A 16,333-nucleotide genomic window follows, 5' to 3' on the forward strand; every position below is an offset into this window, starting at 1 on the left:
CACGCGCCCGTCACGCGCCGGCCGCCGCCGGCCCGCGCACCGAACCACCCAGGAGTTGATGTTGTGATCACCATGCCCGCCCGGAAACCGCGGCGCTCGGCCGCGGCGACCCGTCGAGCCCCGCTGCTGCTCGACCGCGCGTCGGCCAGGCGCCGGCTGGCCGACGACACCTACGACGTCCTCGTCGTCGGCGGTGGCATCACCGGCGCCTACGCCGCCCTCGACGCCGTCTCCCGGGGACTGCGCACCGCCCTGATCGAGAAGGACGACTTCGCCTCCGGCACCTCGTCGAAGTCCTCGAAGATGGTCCACGGCGGTCTGCGCTACATCGAGCAGGGCAACGTCAACCTGGTCCGCCACTCCCTCCTCGAACGCCACCGCTTCCGCAAGAACGCCCCCCACCTGGTCCACCGGCTGCCGTTCCTCTTCCCGGTCCTGGAGAAGGAGGGCGTGTTCGACGCCCGCCTCGCCAAGGGCTTCGAGGGCCTGCTGTGGACGTACGACCTGGTGGGCGGCTGGCGCATCGGCAAGCTGCACCAGCGGCTCACCGTGCCCGAGGTCCTCGCCCAGGCCCCCACCCTGCGCGCCGAGAACCTCAAGGGCGGCCTGCTCTACTTCGACGCCCGCACCGACGACGCCCGCCTGGTGCTGACCGTCGCCCGCACCGCCGCCGCGCTCGGCGCCACCGTCCTCAACGGCGTCCGCGCCGACGGCCTGCTCATGCGGGGCGCCAAGGTCACCGGGGCGAAGGTGTCGGCCGACGGCGACACCTTCGACATACGGGCACACGCCGTCGTCAACGCCACCGGCGTGTGGAGCGACGAACTCGACGCCGAGGCCGACCCCGGCCACACCCCGCAGGTACGGCCCGCCAAGGGCGTCCACATCGTCGTGCCCTGGGACAAGGTGCGCATCAACTGCACGGTCACCGTGCCGATCCCGGGCCGCGCCCGCCGTGCCACCTGCACCCGCTGGGGCGACACCGTCGTCCTCGGCACCACCGACGAGGACTACCGGGGCTCCCCGGACGACGTGCACTGCACCCGCCGGGAGATGGAGTTCCTGCTGGAGGGGGCCAACACCGCCTTCGAGGGCAAGCTCACCCCCGACGACGTGGTCGGCTCCATCGGCGGACTGCGCCCGCTGGTCGGCGGCAAGGAGGGTGCCACCCTCGACATGCGGCGCGACCACCACATCACCGTCGGCCGCACCGGCCTGGTCACCGTCACCGGCGGAAAGCTCACCACCAGCCGCCACATGGGCGAACTCGTCATCGACAAGGTGATGACCGTCCTCGGCCGCAGCGCCCGCAGCCGCACCACCCACCTGCCGCTGCTCGGCGGCGCCGGCTACGACGCAGAGGCCGTCGCCGCCTCCGGCGGACTCGCCGCCCACCTCGGCGAGCGGTACGGCACCGAGGCCCGCTTCGTCGGCGACCTCATCCAGCAGGACCCCACCCTCGCCGAACCGGTCGTCACCGGACTGCCCTACACCCGCGCCGAGGTCGTCTACGCCGCCCGCGCCGAACTGGCCCGCTCCGTCGACGACGTCCTCTCCCGGCGCACCCGCGCCCGGCTCTTCGCCCGCGACGCCTCCACCGGCGCGGCCCGGGCCGTCGGCGAGATCCTCGGCGCCGAACTCGGTCTCACCGACGCCCAGGTCGAGCGCTCCGTCGCCGACTACCTCTCCTCCGTCTCCCACGAACGGTCCGTCCTCCTCGAAGGGGCAGCAGCATGATCAGCCGTCAGACCATCACCCACCCGTTCAACCGCGGCAACTACACGGCCGGCGCCCCCAGCCCCGCCAAGTGGGCCCGGAACACACCGGCCGGCGACGGCCCGGCCGCCCTGCAGAACGACCCGGTCGAGGTCCCGGACAGCGTCGTCGAGGCGCTGCGCGGCGCCGCACACGCCGTCCACACCGAACGCGCCGAAGTGGTCGCCCGCACCCGCGACTGGTGGGCCGGGTCCATGATCGGCGAGACCGAGGGCCGCCCCGCCACCCCCGAGGCGGTGATCGTCGAGGCCGCCGACGCCGACCAGGTCGCCGCCGTCCTGCGCATCTGCCACGACGCCGGCATCCCCGTCACCCCCTCCGCCGGACGCTCCAACGTCACCGGCGCCGCGCTGCCCGTCTTCGGCGGTGTCGTCCTCGACCTGTGCGGCCTGGACCGGATCACCGGTTTCGACGCCACCTCGAACGTCGTCGACGTCCAGGCCGGCATGTTCGGCGACCTCTTCGAGAAGCAGCTCCAGGAGGAGCACGGCGTCACCACCGGCCACTGGCCGTCCGCGTTCGCCCTGTCCACCGTCGGCGGCTGGATCGCCTGCCGCGGCGCGGGCCAGCTCTCCACCCGCTACGGCAAGATCGAGGACATGGTCGTCGGTGTCGACGTCGTGCACGCCGACGGCTCCCGCGCCACCTACGGCGACTACGCCCGCGCCGCCGTCGGCCCCGACCTGCGCCAGCTGTTCATCGGCTCCGAGGGCACCCTCGGCGTCATCGTCTCCGCCCGCCTGCGCGTCCACCCGCTGCCCGAGTACGCCCGCGCCCTCGCCTACGGCTTCGACACCTTCGCCGAGGGCCTGGACGCCTGCCGCGAGATCATGCAGCGCGGCGCGAGCCCGGCCGTGCTGCGGCTGTACGACAAGCTGGAGTCCGGCACCCACTTCGGCCACCCGGACACCAACCTGCTGCTCATCGCCGACGAGGGCGACCCTGCAGTCGTCGACGCCGCGATGGACATCACCGCCGCGATCTGCTCCGCCCGCGGCCCCGAACTCGACTCCCAGGCCGTCTTCGACCGCTGGCTCGACGAGCGGATGCTGGTCGGCAAGTCCTCCGACGGCTTCACCCCGGGCCCCGGTTTCGTCGCCGACACCCTGGAGATGGCCGCCTCCTGGACCGACCTGCCCGTCATCTACGACGAGGTCGTCGCCGCCGTCGAAGCGGTCCCCGGCACCCTGGCCGCCTCCGCCCACCAGTCCCACGCCTACACCGATGGCGCCTGCGTCTACTTCTCGCTGCGCGGCGAGGTGGCTGTCGAGGACCGCCGCACCTGGTACCGCGCGGTGTGGGACGCCGCCAACGCCGTCCTCGTCGAGCACCGCGCCGCCCTCAGCCACCACCACGGCTGCGGACTGCTGCGCGGCCCCTACGTGGCGGACTCCCTCGGCGCGGGCTTCGCCACGTTCACCGCCCTCAAGGCCGCCCTGGACCCGGTGGGCATCCTCAACCCTGGCAAGCTGGGCCTTCCCAGCCGCTTCGGTACGTCGCCCCTGTCCTGACCCGCACGTACCCCTCCCAGGAGTCAGGCCACCGCCATGAAGTCCGCCCCCCGGCCCAGCGCCGCCCTCGACCCCCGCCTCGCCCACGCCTTCGCCGACGTTCCCGTCGTCGCGTCCGTGGTGGGCGGCAGATCCCTGCGGGACTTCCTGACCGCCCCCGTCAGGGTGTGCATCCTCGCCTCCTTCCCGGTCGGCGAACTCCCCAAGGTCGTGGGCGTGTTGGGCCGGGCCGGACGGATCGTCTTCGTCAACGTGGACAGCAGCCCCGGCCTCGCACAGGACCGCGGCGCACTGGAGTTCCTCAAGGAACTCGGCGCGCACGGCGTGGTCAGCACCCGCCTCAACCTCATCGAGAAGAGCCGCCCCCTCGGGCTGCTGACCATGATGAAGGTCTTCGTCACCGACCGGTCCAACCTGCGCCGCAGCCTGGACGCCGTCGCGCACGGCGGACCCGACCTCGTCGAGATCATGCCCGCGCCGATCACCGGCCGGATGAGCCAGGAGGCCCGGCGCGCGCTGTCGCCGTCCGTCGCCGCCGGCTTCGTCGAGACCCCCGAGGACGTGGCCCTGGCCCTCTCCCTCGGCTCCGTCGCCGCCGCCACCTCCGACCCCCGCCTGTGGCACCTGCGCCGCGACCACCTCCCTCCCGCACCCCAGGAGTAGTCCCACCGTGAGCTTCACCGTCATCGCCCGCTACCGCTGCCTGCCCGGCCGCCAGGACACCGTGCTGAGCCTTCTGGACCAGATGGGCGCCGCCTCCCGCGCCGAACCCGGCTGCCTCGGCTACCGCGTCCACCAGGGCACCGAGGACCCCCGCGCCCTCGCCCTGTACGAGGAGTACGCCGCCGAGGCGGACTTCGCCGCCCACTGCCGCACCGCCCACTTCCAGGACATCGTCCTGGCACAGGTCGTCCCGCTCCTGGAGAGCCGCGACGTCCTGCGCTGCGCACCCCGCGCGGAGGTGACCGCGTGAAGACCCGCGCCGCCGTCCTCCGCGAGATCTCCCGCAGCCGCCCCTACGACCGCACGCGCCCCGTCGAGATCGAGGAACTGCGCCTCGGCGCCCCGCGCGAGGGCGAGGTGAGGGTGCGCACGGCCGCCGCCTCGCTCTGCCACTCCGACCTGTCCGTCGTCAACGGCGACCGGGTACGGCCGCTGCCCATGGCGCTGGGCCACGAGGCGGTCGGCGTGGTCGAGGAGACCGGCCCCGGCGTCGACCGCCTCGCCCCCGGCGACCACGTCGCGCTCGTCTTCGTACCGAGCTGCGGCTACTGCCCGCGCTGCAACGAGGGCCGCCCCGCGCTGTGCGACCGGGCCGCCGCCGCCAACGGTTCCGGCGCCCTGCTGCACGGCCCGTCCCTGCTCACGGACGCCTCCGGCGCCCCGGTCCACCACCACCTGGGCATCTCGGCCTTCGCCGAACACGCCGTCGTGGCCCAGGAGTCGGTGGTGCCGATCCCCTCCGACGTGCCGTTCGCCGTCGCCTCCCTGTTCGGCTGCGCCGTGCTCACGGGCGCCGGCGCCGCCATCAACACCGCACGCCTGGGGCCCGGCCGGTCCGCCGTCGTGTACGGGCTCGGCGGGGTCGGCCTGTCCGCCGTGCTCGGGGCCCGCGCCGCGGGCGCGAGCCCGATCGTCGCCGTCGACCCGGTGCCGGCCAAGCGCGAGCTGGCCCTGCGGCTCGGCGCCACCCACGCCTTCGCCCCGGACGAGGCGGTGGAGGCCGTGCGCGACCTGACCGGCGGGGGAGCGGAGGTGGCGATCGAGGCGGTCGGCAGCCCGCGGGTGATGGCCGCGTGCCTGGACACGGTGGGCCGCGGCGGCACGGTCGTCCCGGTCGGCCTCCCGGCGCCCGGCCGGGTCCTGGAGGTCCCCGCGCTGACGTTCGCGGGCGAGGGCAAGAGCATCGTCGGCTCCTACATGGGCGACGCCGTGCCGCGCCGCGACATCCCGCGCTTCCTCGGCCTGTGGCGCGCCGGCCTGATGCCGGTGGAGGAACTGCACACCCGCACCCTCGCCCTCGGCGACATCAACACGGCCCTGGAGGAACTCGCCTCGGGCCGCGCGGTGCGCCAGGTCGTCGACACCTCCGGCCTGCTCTCGGCGGCCGGGCGGGCGTGAGGACACCGGACACCGCACACCGGACACGGCCCTTCACCGGCCCGCACGGACGGACGCGGCATCCCACCGGCCCGTCTCCCCCTCGCCGGGGGAGGCGGGCCGGTGCCGTCGGCAGCCGGCCGACGTCCAGGGCGGAGTCGCGGTCGGCGGGGAAGTCCCGGCCGGAGGGGGGCAGGTCAGAGCGATCAGAAAAATGGTATTCCATTTTCCCGCACAACTCTTGACGGTGCTCTTCCGTGCTCATTACGTTCTGGGCCAACGGAAGCGCTCTTCCGGTTTGTGGAAATCCCGTACTCCCTCCCCCTGAAGCCCAGGAGTCCTGCATGACTGCCCTGGAAGACCGGTCGTCCGTGGAGATCGACGCCACCGCCACCAGCTCCGCCCTCTACACCTACGACCTCGCCCCGACGAAACGGGAAGGGCGCCGCTGGGGCGCCTACAACGTCTTCACCCTCTGGGCCAATGACGTGCACAGTCTCGGCAACTACGCTTTCGCCATCGGCCTGTTCGCCCTCGGGCTCAACGTGTGGGGCATCCTGGCCGCCTTCGCGCTCGCCTCGGTCCTGCTCTTCCTCCTGCTGACCCTCTCCGGCTTCATGGGACACAAGACGGGCGTCCCCTTCCCCGTCATGAGCCGGATCGCCTTCGGCGTCAAGGGCGCGAAGATACCGGCCGCCGTGCGCGGCCTCGTGGCCATCGCCTGGTTTGGTATCCAGACCTACCTCGCCTCGGCCGTCCTGAGTACCCTCCTGGTCGCCATGTTCCCGGGACTGAGCCGCCTGGACACCAACTCCCTGCTGGGCCAGTCGAGTCTGGGCTGGATCACGTTCCTGGCGCTGTGGGGCCTGCAAGTGCTCATCGTGAGCTACGGCATGCAGATGATCCGCCGCTACATGGCCTTCGCCGCGCCCACCACACTGCTCACCATGTGCGCCCTGGCGGTGTGGATGTTCGTCCGAGCGGGCGGCTCCGTCTCCCTCGACGACGGAGGGCCGCTCACCGGCGGCGCCATGTGGCTCCAGGTCCTGCAGGCCGCCGCCCTGTGGGTGGTGATCTACGGGACGTTCGTGCTCAACTTCTGCGACTTCACCCGCTCCGCGCGCAGCCGCGGCTCGATCGTCCGCGGCAACGTCGTCGGCATCCCGGTGAACATGCTCTTCTTCGCCTGCATCGTGGCGGTCCTCAGCGGAGCCCAGTTCAAGCTCGACGGACGCGTCATCACCAGCCCCACGGACATCGTCAGGACCATCCCGAACATGTTCCTGCTGGCCGTCGCCTCACTGGCGCTGATCGCGCTGACCGTCGCCGTGAACCTGCTGGCCAACTTCGTGGCGCCGATCTACGCCTTGGTCAACCTGTTCCCCCGGCGGCTCGACTTCCGCAGGGCCGGCCTGGTGAGCGCGGGCCTCGGCCTGGTCATCACACCGTGGAACCTGTACAACAACCCGGTCGCCGTGAACTACTTCCTCGGCGGCCTCGGTGCCCTGCTCGGCCCCCTCTTCGGCGTGATCATGGCGGACTACTGGATGCTGCGGAAGTCCCGCGTGAACGTGCCCGCCCTGTACACCGAGGACCCGGACGCCGACTACCACTACCGCCGCGGCTACAACCCGCGCGCCATCGCCGCGTTCGTCCCGAGCGCCGCGGTCGCCGTCACCGTCGCCCTGGTGCCGCTCTTCCACTCCGCGGCCGGATTCTCCTGGTTCGTCGGTGCCGCCCTCGGCGCCGTGCTGTACACGGCCCTCGCCGACCGTGCCACGCCCGTCCGTGACCTGGACGGCGAGGCCATCGCCGTCGCCGCGGAATAGCCCGCCCGAGCAGAAGGAAGAAACCCCGCTCCCATGCGCATCCTCGTCGTCAACGTCAACACCACCCGGTCCATCACCGACGCGATCGGCAAGCAGGCGGCCGGCGCCGCCTCACCGGGTACGGAGATCGTCCCGCTGACCCCCTCCTTCGGCGCGGAGTCCGTCGAGGGCAACTACGAGAGCTACCTCGCCGCCGTCGCCGTGATGGAGACGGTCCGCGCCCACCCCGGCCCGTACGACGCCGTGATCCAGGCCGGGTACGGCGAGCACGGACGCGAGGGACTCCAGGAGCTGCTCGACGTCCCCGTCGTCGACATCACCGAGGCGGCGGCCAGCACGGCCCGGTTCCTGGGCCGCAGCTACTCCGTCGTCACCACCCTCGACCGTACGGTCCCCTTGATCGAGGAACGGCTGGAGGTGGCCGGTCTGAGTGCCAGATGCGCCTCCGTCCGCGCCACCGGGCTCCCCGTGCTCGCCCTGGAACAGGACGAGCGGGCCGCCGCGGACGCCATCGCCGAACAAGCCGTGCGCGCGGTGGCCGACGACCGTGCAGAGGTCATCTGCCTGGGCTGCGGCGGCATGGCCGGCCTGGCCGGACAGGTCGCGCAACGCACCGGGGTCCCGGTCGTCGACGGAGTGAGCGCAGCCGTGACGATCGCCGAGTCCCTGGTCCGCCTCGGCCTGTCCACCTCCAAGGTGCGCACCTATGCGCCGCCGCGGCCCAAGCACATCGCCAACTGGCCCCCGCGGACCGCCTGACCTGGCCCGCCCGCCGGGGGCCCCGTCCTGGCCACGGGGTATCCTGACGGGCCCCCGGCCGCTGAGCAGCACGGACGCGGACGGTGCCGGAACGGGAGGGGAGCCGGCACGGACGGTGCCGGAACGGGACGGGAGACGAAGGACGACGATGGCGGTGGCAGAGGACTACGTGCCCGAGTCCGAGCGCGTGACGCGGCAGCTGCGCGACGAGATCCTCGACGGCGTACGGAAACCCGGCAGCCGTCTGGTCGAGCGCGAACTGGCCGAGGCGCTGGGCGTCAGCCGGCTGCCGGTGCGCGAGGCGCTGAAGACACTGGTGTCCGAAGGGCTGGTGACACCGCGGCCGAGGACCTGGGCGGTGGTGCGGGAGTTCACCGCGAGCGACGTCGCCGATCTCGACGAGGTCCGTTCGGCCCTGGAGACCCTGTCCTTCCGGCTCGCCGCGCACCGGCACACACGCGCCGGGCTCCAGCGACTGCGCGCGGACCTGGACGCCGAACTGGCAGCGGCCCGCGCCGGCGACGCCGTACGGGCCCGCCGGGCCGCGGCCGACTTCCACCAGACCGTCACCACCCTGGCCGCCAACGAACTGCTCAACGAACTCGACCGTGTCCTCAGCAGCCGCATGCGGTGGTTCCGGGGCCAGCACGACGACCTGCTGGGCGTGGCACTGGAACACGAGACCCTCTACCAGGCCATCGCGGAACGCGACGTCCAGCGGGTCGAAGCACTCGTCCTGAAACACCTGGCGACCGGCCGCAGCGCGGCCCTGGGCCACCGCAACCAGGCCCACGGACAGGACCGCGACGAGGCCCACGGACAGGACCGCGACGAGGCCCCCGGACAGGACCGCGACGAGGCCCCCGGACAGGACCGCCACCAGGACTGACCGAACCCGTCGGCCGGCCGGGACGGCGCGGCACACCGCGACGGGGACCGCTACCGGCCGCCCGCCGCCGCCCGGTCCGCCTCCTGCTCGGCCTTGCGCGCCTCCCGCTCCGCCACGCCGACCGCGTCGGCGGCCGCCCGCAGCCGCTCCTCGGCCTCCTCCCGCTCCCGCTCGGCCCGCCGCAGCCCTTCCCGGGCCCGGCGCACCTCCTCCTCGGCCGCGGACAACCGCTTCCGGGCCTCGCCGCACGAATCACCCGCCCGCCGGGCCCGTGCGTCGGCCTCGGCGTGTTCCGCCCGCAGAGCGCGCAGCCGCTGTCCGGCCACCTCGGCCGCCTCCCTGGCCGCCGCGAGTCGCGCCTCCCGTACCCGGTGCCGCTCGGCCGGGCCGTCCTTCTCCTGAGGCCCGGCCGGAGCGGCCGTGGCGGCCGGCCGACGCGCCGTCGGGGCCGCCCCGGAGGCCGGACCGCTGTCGCCGGGGAACGCCGAGGGCGGGGTGAGCGCGCTGTGCAGCCGGCCGGCGGCCCACTGGCCGGCGGCCTCCGGGTCGCTGAGCACGGCGCGCAGGGTGGACTCCAGCTCCTGGCGCACCGCGTCGGACAGCGGGTGCCCCGCGTCCCGGGCGAGCCGCGCCCCCTGCCGGGACAGGGCGGCGACGACGCGTTGGCGCCGGGCGGACAACTCCCGCAGTCCGTCGGCGTCCAGGCTGCGGTAGGCCTCGCGCAGCGCCTGCCCCAGCTCCAGGAACTGCCCGCTCTCCGCCGGGCGGGAGCGCAGCAGCAGGTTGGCCGCCCAGGCCGCCAGGGTGGGGCGCCGCGCGGCGTGGATCCGTCGGGCGTCCTCGGCGCGTCCGTCGGCCCTGGCCGCACCCGCCAGCTCCTCACGGCGGGCGACGAAGTCGGCCGGCGGCACGGTGTAGAGGCCGTCGAGGGCCGAGTCCACCTCGTGCCCCGTGCCGCCGCGCCGCTCCTCGCGCCTCATGATCCCCAGGCTCCACCGCCCGGGGCCCTCCCGCATCCGGAAGACCCCTGCCGCGCGGGTGGTCCGCGACCGTTCCCGCCGCGCCGTCCGTCCCGTCGTCCGCAGGCCTCTTCGGGCCGGACCCGACCGTCGGCGACAAGACTCCCAAAGACCCGGGCGCCGCGCCGCGGGGAAACGGAGCGGGCCCGTCAGGTCCTGACCGTCAGGTCCTGCGCATCAGGTCCTGCGCATCAGGTCCTGCGCATCAGGTCTTGCGCAGGTCGGGGGCGGGGACGCCGATGAGCAGGCGGCGCACCGCGTCCCAGGCGGTGCGCAGGGCCCGGGCCACCTTCGGAGAGTCGCTGCCCATGATGCGCACCCACGCCCCGCAGTCGTCGGGCAGCACACTCACGCCGAAGACCACGCCGGCCGTGCTCAACGCCTCGTGCAGCGCGTCGGCGACCGCGGCGGCGGGGGCGAGCGGCGTGAGCGCGAACAGCGTCGCCATCAGGTCGTGGCCGCCGAAGACCGCCGGGCCGGTCACCGAACCGGACTCGTGCGGGTCCAGGCGTACGGTGTCCAGCACCAGCAGGTCGCCGTCGGGGCGCGTGATCTCCAGATCGCTGAACAGCAGGCGGTAGGCGTGCCGTTCACCGCGGGCCAGCCGGCCGGCGGCGATCGTCTCGCCCAGCAGCACGGTGGCCGTGGGGTCGGCACTCACGCGGGTCTGCTGGTAGAAGCGGGCGTCCCGGTAGGGGATCAGCGGGTCGGGCAGGTACTCGACGTAGCTGTCGGCTCCGGCGGTGAGGCGGACGACCTGCGTGGCGTGGTCGAACTCCACCCGGTGCAGCTTCGTGGCCGCCTGCGTCGTCAGGTGCACGGCGGTGCCGGGACCGCAGTCGATGTCGATGCGGTTGCGGTCGGCCTGGACGATGCCGCCGCCGGTGGACATCAGGTAGGTGAACGGCATGTCCGGCCGTTCCGGGTCCACGTACAGCGGCCGCATGATCTGCAGCGGCGACTTCTGGTAGCGGTCCACGAGTTCGGTGCGCTCGCCGACACGGGCGTAGCGCAGTTCGAGCAGGCCGACCTTGCCGGGGCGCCCGGCGGCCAGGGTGTCCGGGATGCCGGTCAGTTCGAGCATCCGGGCCGGCACCCGCCGGGGTTCGTAGTGTGCGGGGTCCAGCCGCGCGGGCGCCTGCGTCATGCGGACGCCGCCGGAGTGCCGACCGGCTGGGCGGCCTCGTGCGCCAGCACGAAGTCGGCGATGGTGTCCAGGCCCTGACCGGTGAGGCAGTTGGTGAGCACCACCGGCCGGCCCTCCCGGACGGTGTGGGCGTCCGACTCCATCTGCGCCAGGTCGCACCGTACGTACTGGGCGATGTCGACCTTGTTGATGACGAGCAGCTCGCACTCGGTGATGCCGGGACCGCGCTTGCGGGGCATCTTGTCGCCCTCGGCGGTGTCCAGGACGAACAGGAACAGGTCGACGAGTGCGGGGCTGAAGGTGAGCGTCAGGTTGTCGCCACCGCTTTCGAAGAGCAGCGTGTCCACCTCGGGGAAACGCTCCAGGATCTCGTCGGCCGCGGCCTGGTTCATCGTCGGGTCGTCCCGGACCGCGGTGTGCGGGCAGGCCCCCGTCTCCACGCCGACGATGCGGTCGGCGGCGAGGATGCCGTCCAGGGTGCGCCGCACGTGCGCGGCGTCCTCGGAGGTGTAGATGTCGTTGGTGATCACGGCGGGGGTGCGGCCGCGCTCGATGAGCACCGGGACGAGTGCTTCGATCAGCGCGGTCTTGCCCGAGCCGACCGGCCCGGCGACGCCGACCCGCAGCACGCCGTCCTTGGGGCGCCGGACGAACTCGTCGTGGTCGTGGTGGTGGGAGCCTTTGACCTGGGTGGGGTCGTGCATGGGGATCCGTGCTCCTTGTCAGACGTGTGGTTCTCGGTGGGGGGTGGGTGCCGCGCCTCAGCTGGCGAACAGCCGGGCCTCGGCGCGCTCGTGGCGGCCCGCCATGACGTCGGCCACGGGAACGCATCCGCCGATGTCGGCCAGTTCCCGGTGCAGCGCGGCCTGAACGGTCTCCTCGATCACGGCGGCGGCGCCGTGCAGGACGACCTGTGCCCGCCGGTGGTCGGTGAGCCGCAGCCGCAGGGCGGCCCCGACGAAGCTGGCCGCGAAGGCGAACAGCTCGCAGGTGACGGCCTGCCGTGCGGTGAGGCCGTTGCCCGCGTGGACGACACCGGCGACGACCGGCTGGCAGCCGCGCACCGCGCCGTCCCGGTACAGCGTCCGGTACCGCTCGATGGGCTCCGTGCCGTAGACCTCGCCCGCCAGGTCGAGCAGTTGCCGTCCGGTGCGCACGGCCGCCTGCCGCGCCTCACGGCCCAGCTTGGTGGCGTGCAGCCGCCGTTCCACGGCCACCACCTCGTCCCAGTCGCCCGCGCTCACCGCGCGGTGGGTCAGGGCGAGGGCGGTGGCGTCGGCCGGCCCCGCGCTGTGGCGCAGCAGGTCGTCCAGGAGGGCGGGCAGGGTGCGCGGGGTGACGGCACGGGCCTGCTGGAAGCCCTCCAGGCCGTGGGAGAGGGTGTAGTAGCCGCTGGGGAAGGCCGAGTCGGTGAGCTGGAGCCCGGTCAGCAGCGCCGGGATCGGCATCGGGTCGTTCACGCCGGGTTTCCGTTCCTGCCGGATGGCCGCCCCTCGGGCCGGCCGTGGGGGCCGCAGGGCACGCGGGGCGCCCTGCGGTCCGTCCTGGGGGTGGGTCAGACGATGTAGAAGAGCTGGTTGAGCGGGAGGCGCTCGGCCGGCTCGATGGTGGCGGGCTCGCCGTCGACGGTGACCTTGTAGGTCTCCGGGTCCACCTCGATGCGCGGCAGCGCGTCGTTGCGGACCATGTGCTGCTTGCCGACGGTCCGGCAGCGCTGCACCGGCTCGATGCGCCGGCCGAGGCCCAGCTCGCCCGGGACGCCGGCGGCGATGGACGCCTGCGACATGAAGGTGACCGAGGTACGCTGCCGGGCCCGGCCCATGCTGCCGAACATCGGCCGGTAGTAGACCGGCTGGGGCGTCGGCAGGGAGGCGTTGGGGTCGCCCATCAGCGCCCAGTTCACCATGCCGCCCTTGATGATCAGCTTGGGCTTCGCGGCGAAGGAGTTGATCGGCCAGAGCACGATGTCCGCGAGCTTGCCGGGCTCCAGCGAGCCGATCACGTCGGAGGCGCCCACCGCGATCGCGGGGTTGATGGTGAGCTTGGCCAGGTACCGCAGCACGCGCGCGTTGTCGTTGCGGGAGCTGTCCTCGGCCAGCGCGCCCCGCACCTCCTTGCAGTGGTGCGCGGTCTGGAAGGCACGCGAGAAGGACTCGCCGACCCGGCCCATGGCCTGGGAGTCGGAGGAGAAGATGCTGATGACGCCCAGGTCGTGCATCACCGTCTCGGCCGCGATGGTCTCCGCGCGCACCCGGCTGTCGGCGAACGAGACGTCCTCGGGGATGTCGCGGGACAGGTGGTGGCAGACCATCACCATGTCGAGCAGTTCGTCCACCGAGTTGATGGTGTACGGCAGGGTGGGGTTGGTGGAGGAGGGCAGCACGTTCGGCTCGCCCGCGACCCGCATGATGTCGGGGGCGTGACCGCCGCCCGCGCCCTCGGTGTGGAAGGTGTGGATCGTCCGGCCGTCGATCGCGGACAGGGTGTCCTCGAAGAACCCGCCCTCGTTGAGGGTGTCGGTGTGGATGGCCATCTGCACGTCGTACTCGTCGGCGACGCTCAGCGCGTTGTCGATGGTGGCGGGGGTGGCGCCCCAGTCCTCGTGCACCTTCAGACCGGCCACGCCCGCCTCGACCTGCTCGCGCAGCGCCTCGGGCAGGCTGCCGTTGCCCTTGCCGAGCAGGCCCACGTTGACCGGCAGGTCCTCGACGGCCTCCAGCATGCGGTGGATGTTCCACGGGCCGGGGGTGCAGGTGGTGCCGTTGCTGCCGTCGGTGGGCCCGGTGCCGCCGCCGAAGAAGGTGGTGATGCCGTTGGACAGGCCCTCCTGGGCCTGCTGCGGCGAGATGAAGTGGATGTGCGTGTCGACGCCGCCGGCGGTGGCGATCAGGTGCTCACCGGAGATCACCTCGGTGCCCGGGCCGATGACCAGCTTGGGGTCGACACCGTTCTGCACGTGCGGGTTGCCGGCCTTGCCGACGCCGACGATCAGCCCGTCGCGGACCCCGATGTCGCCCTTGACGACACCCAGCACCGGGTCGAGGACCACGACGTTGGTGATCACCAGGTCGAGCGCGCCCTCGCGGTTGAGCGCGGCCGGGTCCTGGGCCATGCCGTCGCGGATGGCCTTGCCGCCGCCGTAGACGGCCTCGTCGCCGTACGAACCGGCGTTGTGGTCGTACTCGACCTCGACCACCAGGTTGGTGTCGGCGAGGTGGAACCGGTCGCCCACGGTGGGGCCGAACAGGTCCGTGTACTGCTTGCGCGGGATGATCGCCATCAGCGGTCGGCCCCCTCGTTCTCGGTGTCGGCGTCGCCGGCGGCGGCGGTGGTGGCCCCGGCGGTGGCCGAGGTGGTGGCGAATCCCAGTTCCCCGGCGCGGCGCACGGCGGAGCGCCGGGTGTCGTCGGTGTTCAGACCGCCGTTGACGAGTCCGGCGAAGCCGACGAGACGGCGGGTGCCGCCGAAGGCGACCAGCTCCACCTCGCGGGTGTCACCGGGCTCGAAGCGCACGGCGGTGCCGGACGGGATGTCCAGGTGCATGCCGTACGCCGCCTCGCGGTCGAACAGCAGCGCGCGGTTGACCTCGAAGAAGTGGTAGTGGGAGCCGATCTGGACGGCACGGTCACCGGTGTTGGCGACGGTCAGCGCGACCGCCGCCCGGCCGGCGTTGATCTCCACGGGATCGTCCCCGTAGAGGTAGTGGGCTCCACCCGACATCGTTGTCTCCTCTTTCCAGGCGGTGAATCAGGCGGGCGTCAGGCGCTGATGGGGTCGTGGCAGGTGACCAGCTTGGTCCCGTCCACGAAGGCCGTCTCGACCTGGAGGACGGTGAGCATGTCGCGCACCCCGGGCATGACGTCGTCGGCGGTGACGACCTTGCGGCCCAGCTCCATGCACTCGGCGACGGTGTGCCCGTCGCGGGCCGCCTCCAGGACCGCCTCGGTGATCAGCGCCGCCGCTTCGCTGTAGTTGAGCTTGGTGCCCCGGGCCCTGCGGCGCCGGGCCAGGTCCGCCACCACGTAGACGTGGAGTTTGTCGATTTCGCGCGGTGCGAGGTTCATGGCGTCACTTCGCTTTCTCGAACGAGATGCCGGGCCGGTCCAGGGCTGGAACGGCCGCGAGGAAGAGCCAGGTCGTCACGACGAACGGCCAGGTGAAGGGGGACCCGCCGGACGGCTGGGCGAAGGCCTGCCAGGCGGCGGTGAACGGGACCGAGGCCACGGCGGCGAGCGTGGCGTACCCGGCGGTCCAGACGGTGGGGGCCAGGAAGGTGGCGCCCAGCGCGATCGCGACGAGCACCGCGTTGTAGCCGTAGAGTCCGTCGCTGATCCGGTCGGCGGGCAGCCCCATGGCGCAGGCCGCCAGGACGGCGACGACGCTGCCGCAGGCCGCCGCGAGCGCGGCGGTACGGGACGCGACGAGCAGGCCGGCGAGGAGGATCAGGCCGGCGTACCACTTGTCCAGGAGGAAGACCTGGGCGAAGTCGTTGCAGAAGGCCCGGCCGAGTTCCGCGGCCGACAGGGTGGTGAACCCGTCCGCGGCGATCGGCGGCGCGGGGGCCGCGGGAGCGGTGGGCAGGGCGATGGCCAGCACTCCGGCGACCAGGCAGAAGGGGGCCGTCAGCGCCGGGAGTTGGAGGCGGCCCAGCAGGCGGACGGCCGCCGCGGACGCCACCGCGCAGACCGCGGCGGCCAGGACCGCGAGCACCGCGGTCCGCCACGAGGCGCCGAGCCGGACGACGACGGCGATGGCGGTCAGGCAGCCGCAGTACCCTTCGAGCCCTTTGGCCAGACCGTCGCGGTCGGCATCGAGGACTGCCGCGGCGCCGGTGGAGGCAGCCGCGCCGAGCACTCCGTAGACCCCGACCCGCCAGCTCCCCGCGAACAGGGCCACGGCGAACAGCAGTCCGGTCCAGGGGCTCGGGCTGAGGGCGACCTGTGCGATGCCGCGCAGCGGTATACGTCCCAGATCGGCGGGAACCCAGCTGGGCTGCACCACCCGCCCTTCTGCAGGCATGCCTTCTCCTTGTCCGGGAACACCTCAAGGCACCGACTACCGCTGATGCACGGCGAGATGCTGCGTGATCAACAACTTGTTGAAGGCTACGCCTGGCCCTGGCCGGAAAGGCTCACCAGCGTCATGTGACCAACGGGTCACGCAACGGCATCACCGCTGATGAGTGAGGTCGGCGTGGTCTCCGAGAATACGAAAACCTTGATCTTGAATTCAAAGCCTTGGCACGCCCTTGGGATTTTCAGGGTGAAAAATCGACCAAAGCGTGGGGGGTGTCGCGGCCGGGG

16 protein-coding genes are annotated in these 16,333 nt (G+C 72.8%); 8 read left to right on the forward strand and 8 right to left on the reverse strand.

Features of this window, described 5'->3' with window-relative positions; all coding sequences use genetic code 11:
* The first annotated feature begins 63 nt into the window (after positions 1-63).
* The 8 genes from ACFC02_RS04675 (at position 64) to ACFC02_RS04710 (ending at position 8,864) form a co-directional block, all read left to right on the forward strand.
* On the forward strand, positions 64-1,737 hold the full coding sequence (locus tag ACFC02_RS04675) for an FAD-dependent oxidoreductase (protein WP_376352134.1): 1,674 nt from the start codon (positions 64-66) through the stop codon (positions 1,735-1,737).
* Entirely contained in the window at positions 1,734-3,287 is a 1,554-nt protein-coding gene (locus ACFC02_RS04680; protein ID WP_376352137.1) for an FAD-binding oxidoreductase, read from the forward strand. The genes ACFC02_RS04675 and ACFC02_RS04680 overlap by 4 nt, the downstream gene beginning before the upstream one ends.
* A 36-nt stretch (positions 3,288-3,323) precedes the next feature.
* Positions 3,324-3,950 carry a glycerol-3-phosphate responsive antiterminator gene (locus tag ACFC02_RS04685; protein ID WP_376352140.1) on the forward strand — a complete coding sequence of 209 codons (627 nt, stop codon included), beginning with the start codon at positions 3,324-3,326 and terminating at the stop codon, positions 3,948-3,950.
* A 7-nt stretch (positions 3,951-3,957) separates the two neighbouring features.
* Positions 3,958-4,260 carry a putative quinol monooxygenase gene (locus ACFC02_RS04690; RefSeq protein ID WP_376352143.1) on the forward strand — a complete coding sequence of 101 codons (303 nt, stop codon included), beginning with the start codon at positions 3,958-3,960 and terminating at the stop codon, positions 4,258-4,260.
* Positions 4,257-5,408, forward strand: coding sequence for a zinc-binding dehydrogenase (locus ACFC02_RS04695; RefSeq protein WP_376352146.1), 1,152 nt, complete (start codon positions 4,257-4,259; stop codon positions 5,406-5,408). Before ACFC02_RS04690 ends, ACFC02_RS04695 begins: the two co-directional genes overlap by 4 nt.
* A 323-nt stretch (positions 5,409-5,731) precedes the next feature.
* Positions 5,732-7,216: an NCS1 family nucleobase:cation symporter-1 gene (locus tag ACFC02_RS04700; RefSeq protein WP_376352149.1), complete on the forward strand. Its 1,485-nt coding sequence runs from the start codon at positions 5,732-5,734 to the stop codon at positions 7,214-7,216.
* A 33-nt stretch (positions 7,217-7,249) separates the two neighbouring features.
* Complete coding sequence (locus ACFC02_RS04705) at positions 7,250-7,975, forward strand: aspartate/glutamate racemase family protein (protein WP_376352152.1); 726 nt, start codon at positions 7,250-7,252, stop codon at positions 7,973-7,975.
* A 148-nt stretch (positions 7,976-8,123) separates the two neighbouring features.
* Positions 8,124-8,864 carry a GntR family transcriptional regulator gene (locus ACFC02_RS04710; RefSeq protein ID WP_376352155.1) on the forward strand — a complete coding sequence of 247 codons (741 nt, stop codon included), beginning with the start codon at positions 8,124-8,126 and terminating at the stop codon, positions 8,862-8,864.
* 50 nt (positions 8,865-8,914) lie between these two features.
* On the opposite strand, the gene ACFC02_RS04715 is transcribed toward ACFC02_RS04710, so the two are convergent.
* From ACFC02_RS04715 to ACFC02_RS04750, 8 genes are all read right to left on the reverse strand, one after another.
* Positions 8,915-9,844, reverse strand: coding sequence for a hypothetical protein (locus tag ACFC02_RS04715; protein ID WP_376352158.1), 930 nt, complete (start codon positions 9,842-9,844; stop codon positions 8,915-8,917).
* A gap of 244 nt (positions 9,845-10,088) precedes the next feature.
* The gene (locus tag ACFC02_RS04720; RefSeq protein ID WP_376352161.1) at positions 10,089-11,030 is read right to left on the reverse strand and encodes an urease accessory protein UreD; all 942 of its coding nucleotides are present in this window, start codon (positions 11,028-11,030) and stop codon (positions 10,089-10,091) included.
* Positions 11,027-11,734: an urease accessory protein UreG gene (gene ureG, locus ACFC02_RS04725; RefSeq protein ID WP_376352164.1), complete on the reverse strand. Its 708-nt coding sequence runs from the start codon at positions 11,732-11,734 to the stop codon at positions 11,027-11,029. Before ureG ends, ACFC02_RS04720 begins: the two co-directional genes overlap by 4 nt.
* A 57-nt stretch (positions 11,735-11,791) precedes the next feature.
* A complete protein-coding gene (locus ACFC02_RS04730) occupies positions 11,792-12,478 on the reverse strand; it encodes an urease accessory protein UreF (protein ID WP_376352301.1) in 687 nt (228 codons plus the stop codon).
* 107 nt (positions 12,479-12,585) lie between these two features.
* Positions 12,586-14,310: an urease subunit alpha gene (gene ureC, locus ACFC02_RS04735; protein WP_360973011.1), complete on the reverse strand. Its 1,725-nt coding sequence runs from the start codon at positions 14,308-14,310 to the stop codon at positions 12,586-12,588.
* Positions 14,310-14,750 (reverse strand): urease subunit beta, encoded by a 441-nt coding sequence (locus tag ACFC02_RS04740; protein ID WP_376352168.1) that lies wholly within the window; start codon positions 14,748-14,750, stop codon positions 14,310-14,312. The genes ureC and ACFC02_RS04740 overlap by 1 nt, the downstream gene beginning before the upstream one ends.
* A 38-nt stretch (positions 14,751-14,788) precedes the next feature.
* Positions 14,789-15,094: an urease subunit gamma gene (locus tag ACFC02_RS04745; protein WP_360973015.1), complete on the reverse strand. Its 306-nt coding sequence runs from the start codon at positions 15,092-15,094 to the stop codon at positions 14,789-14,791.
* A gap of 4 nt (positions 15,095-15,098) precedes the next feature.
* Positions 15,099-16,049, reverse strand: coding sequence for an urea transporter (locus ACFC02_RS04750; protein WP_376352171.1), 951 nt, complete (start codon positions 16,047-16,049; stop codon positions 15,099-15,101).
* Positions 16,050-16,333: the final 284 nt, after the last annotated feature.

It is taken from the genome of Streptomyces sp. NPDC056160 (assembly GCF_042268205.1).
Lineage (GTDB): Bacteria > Actinomycetota > Actinomycetes > Streptomycetales > Streptomycetaceae > Streptomyces.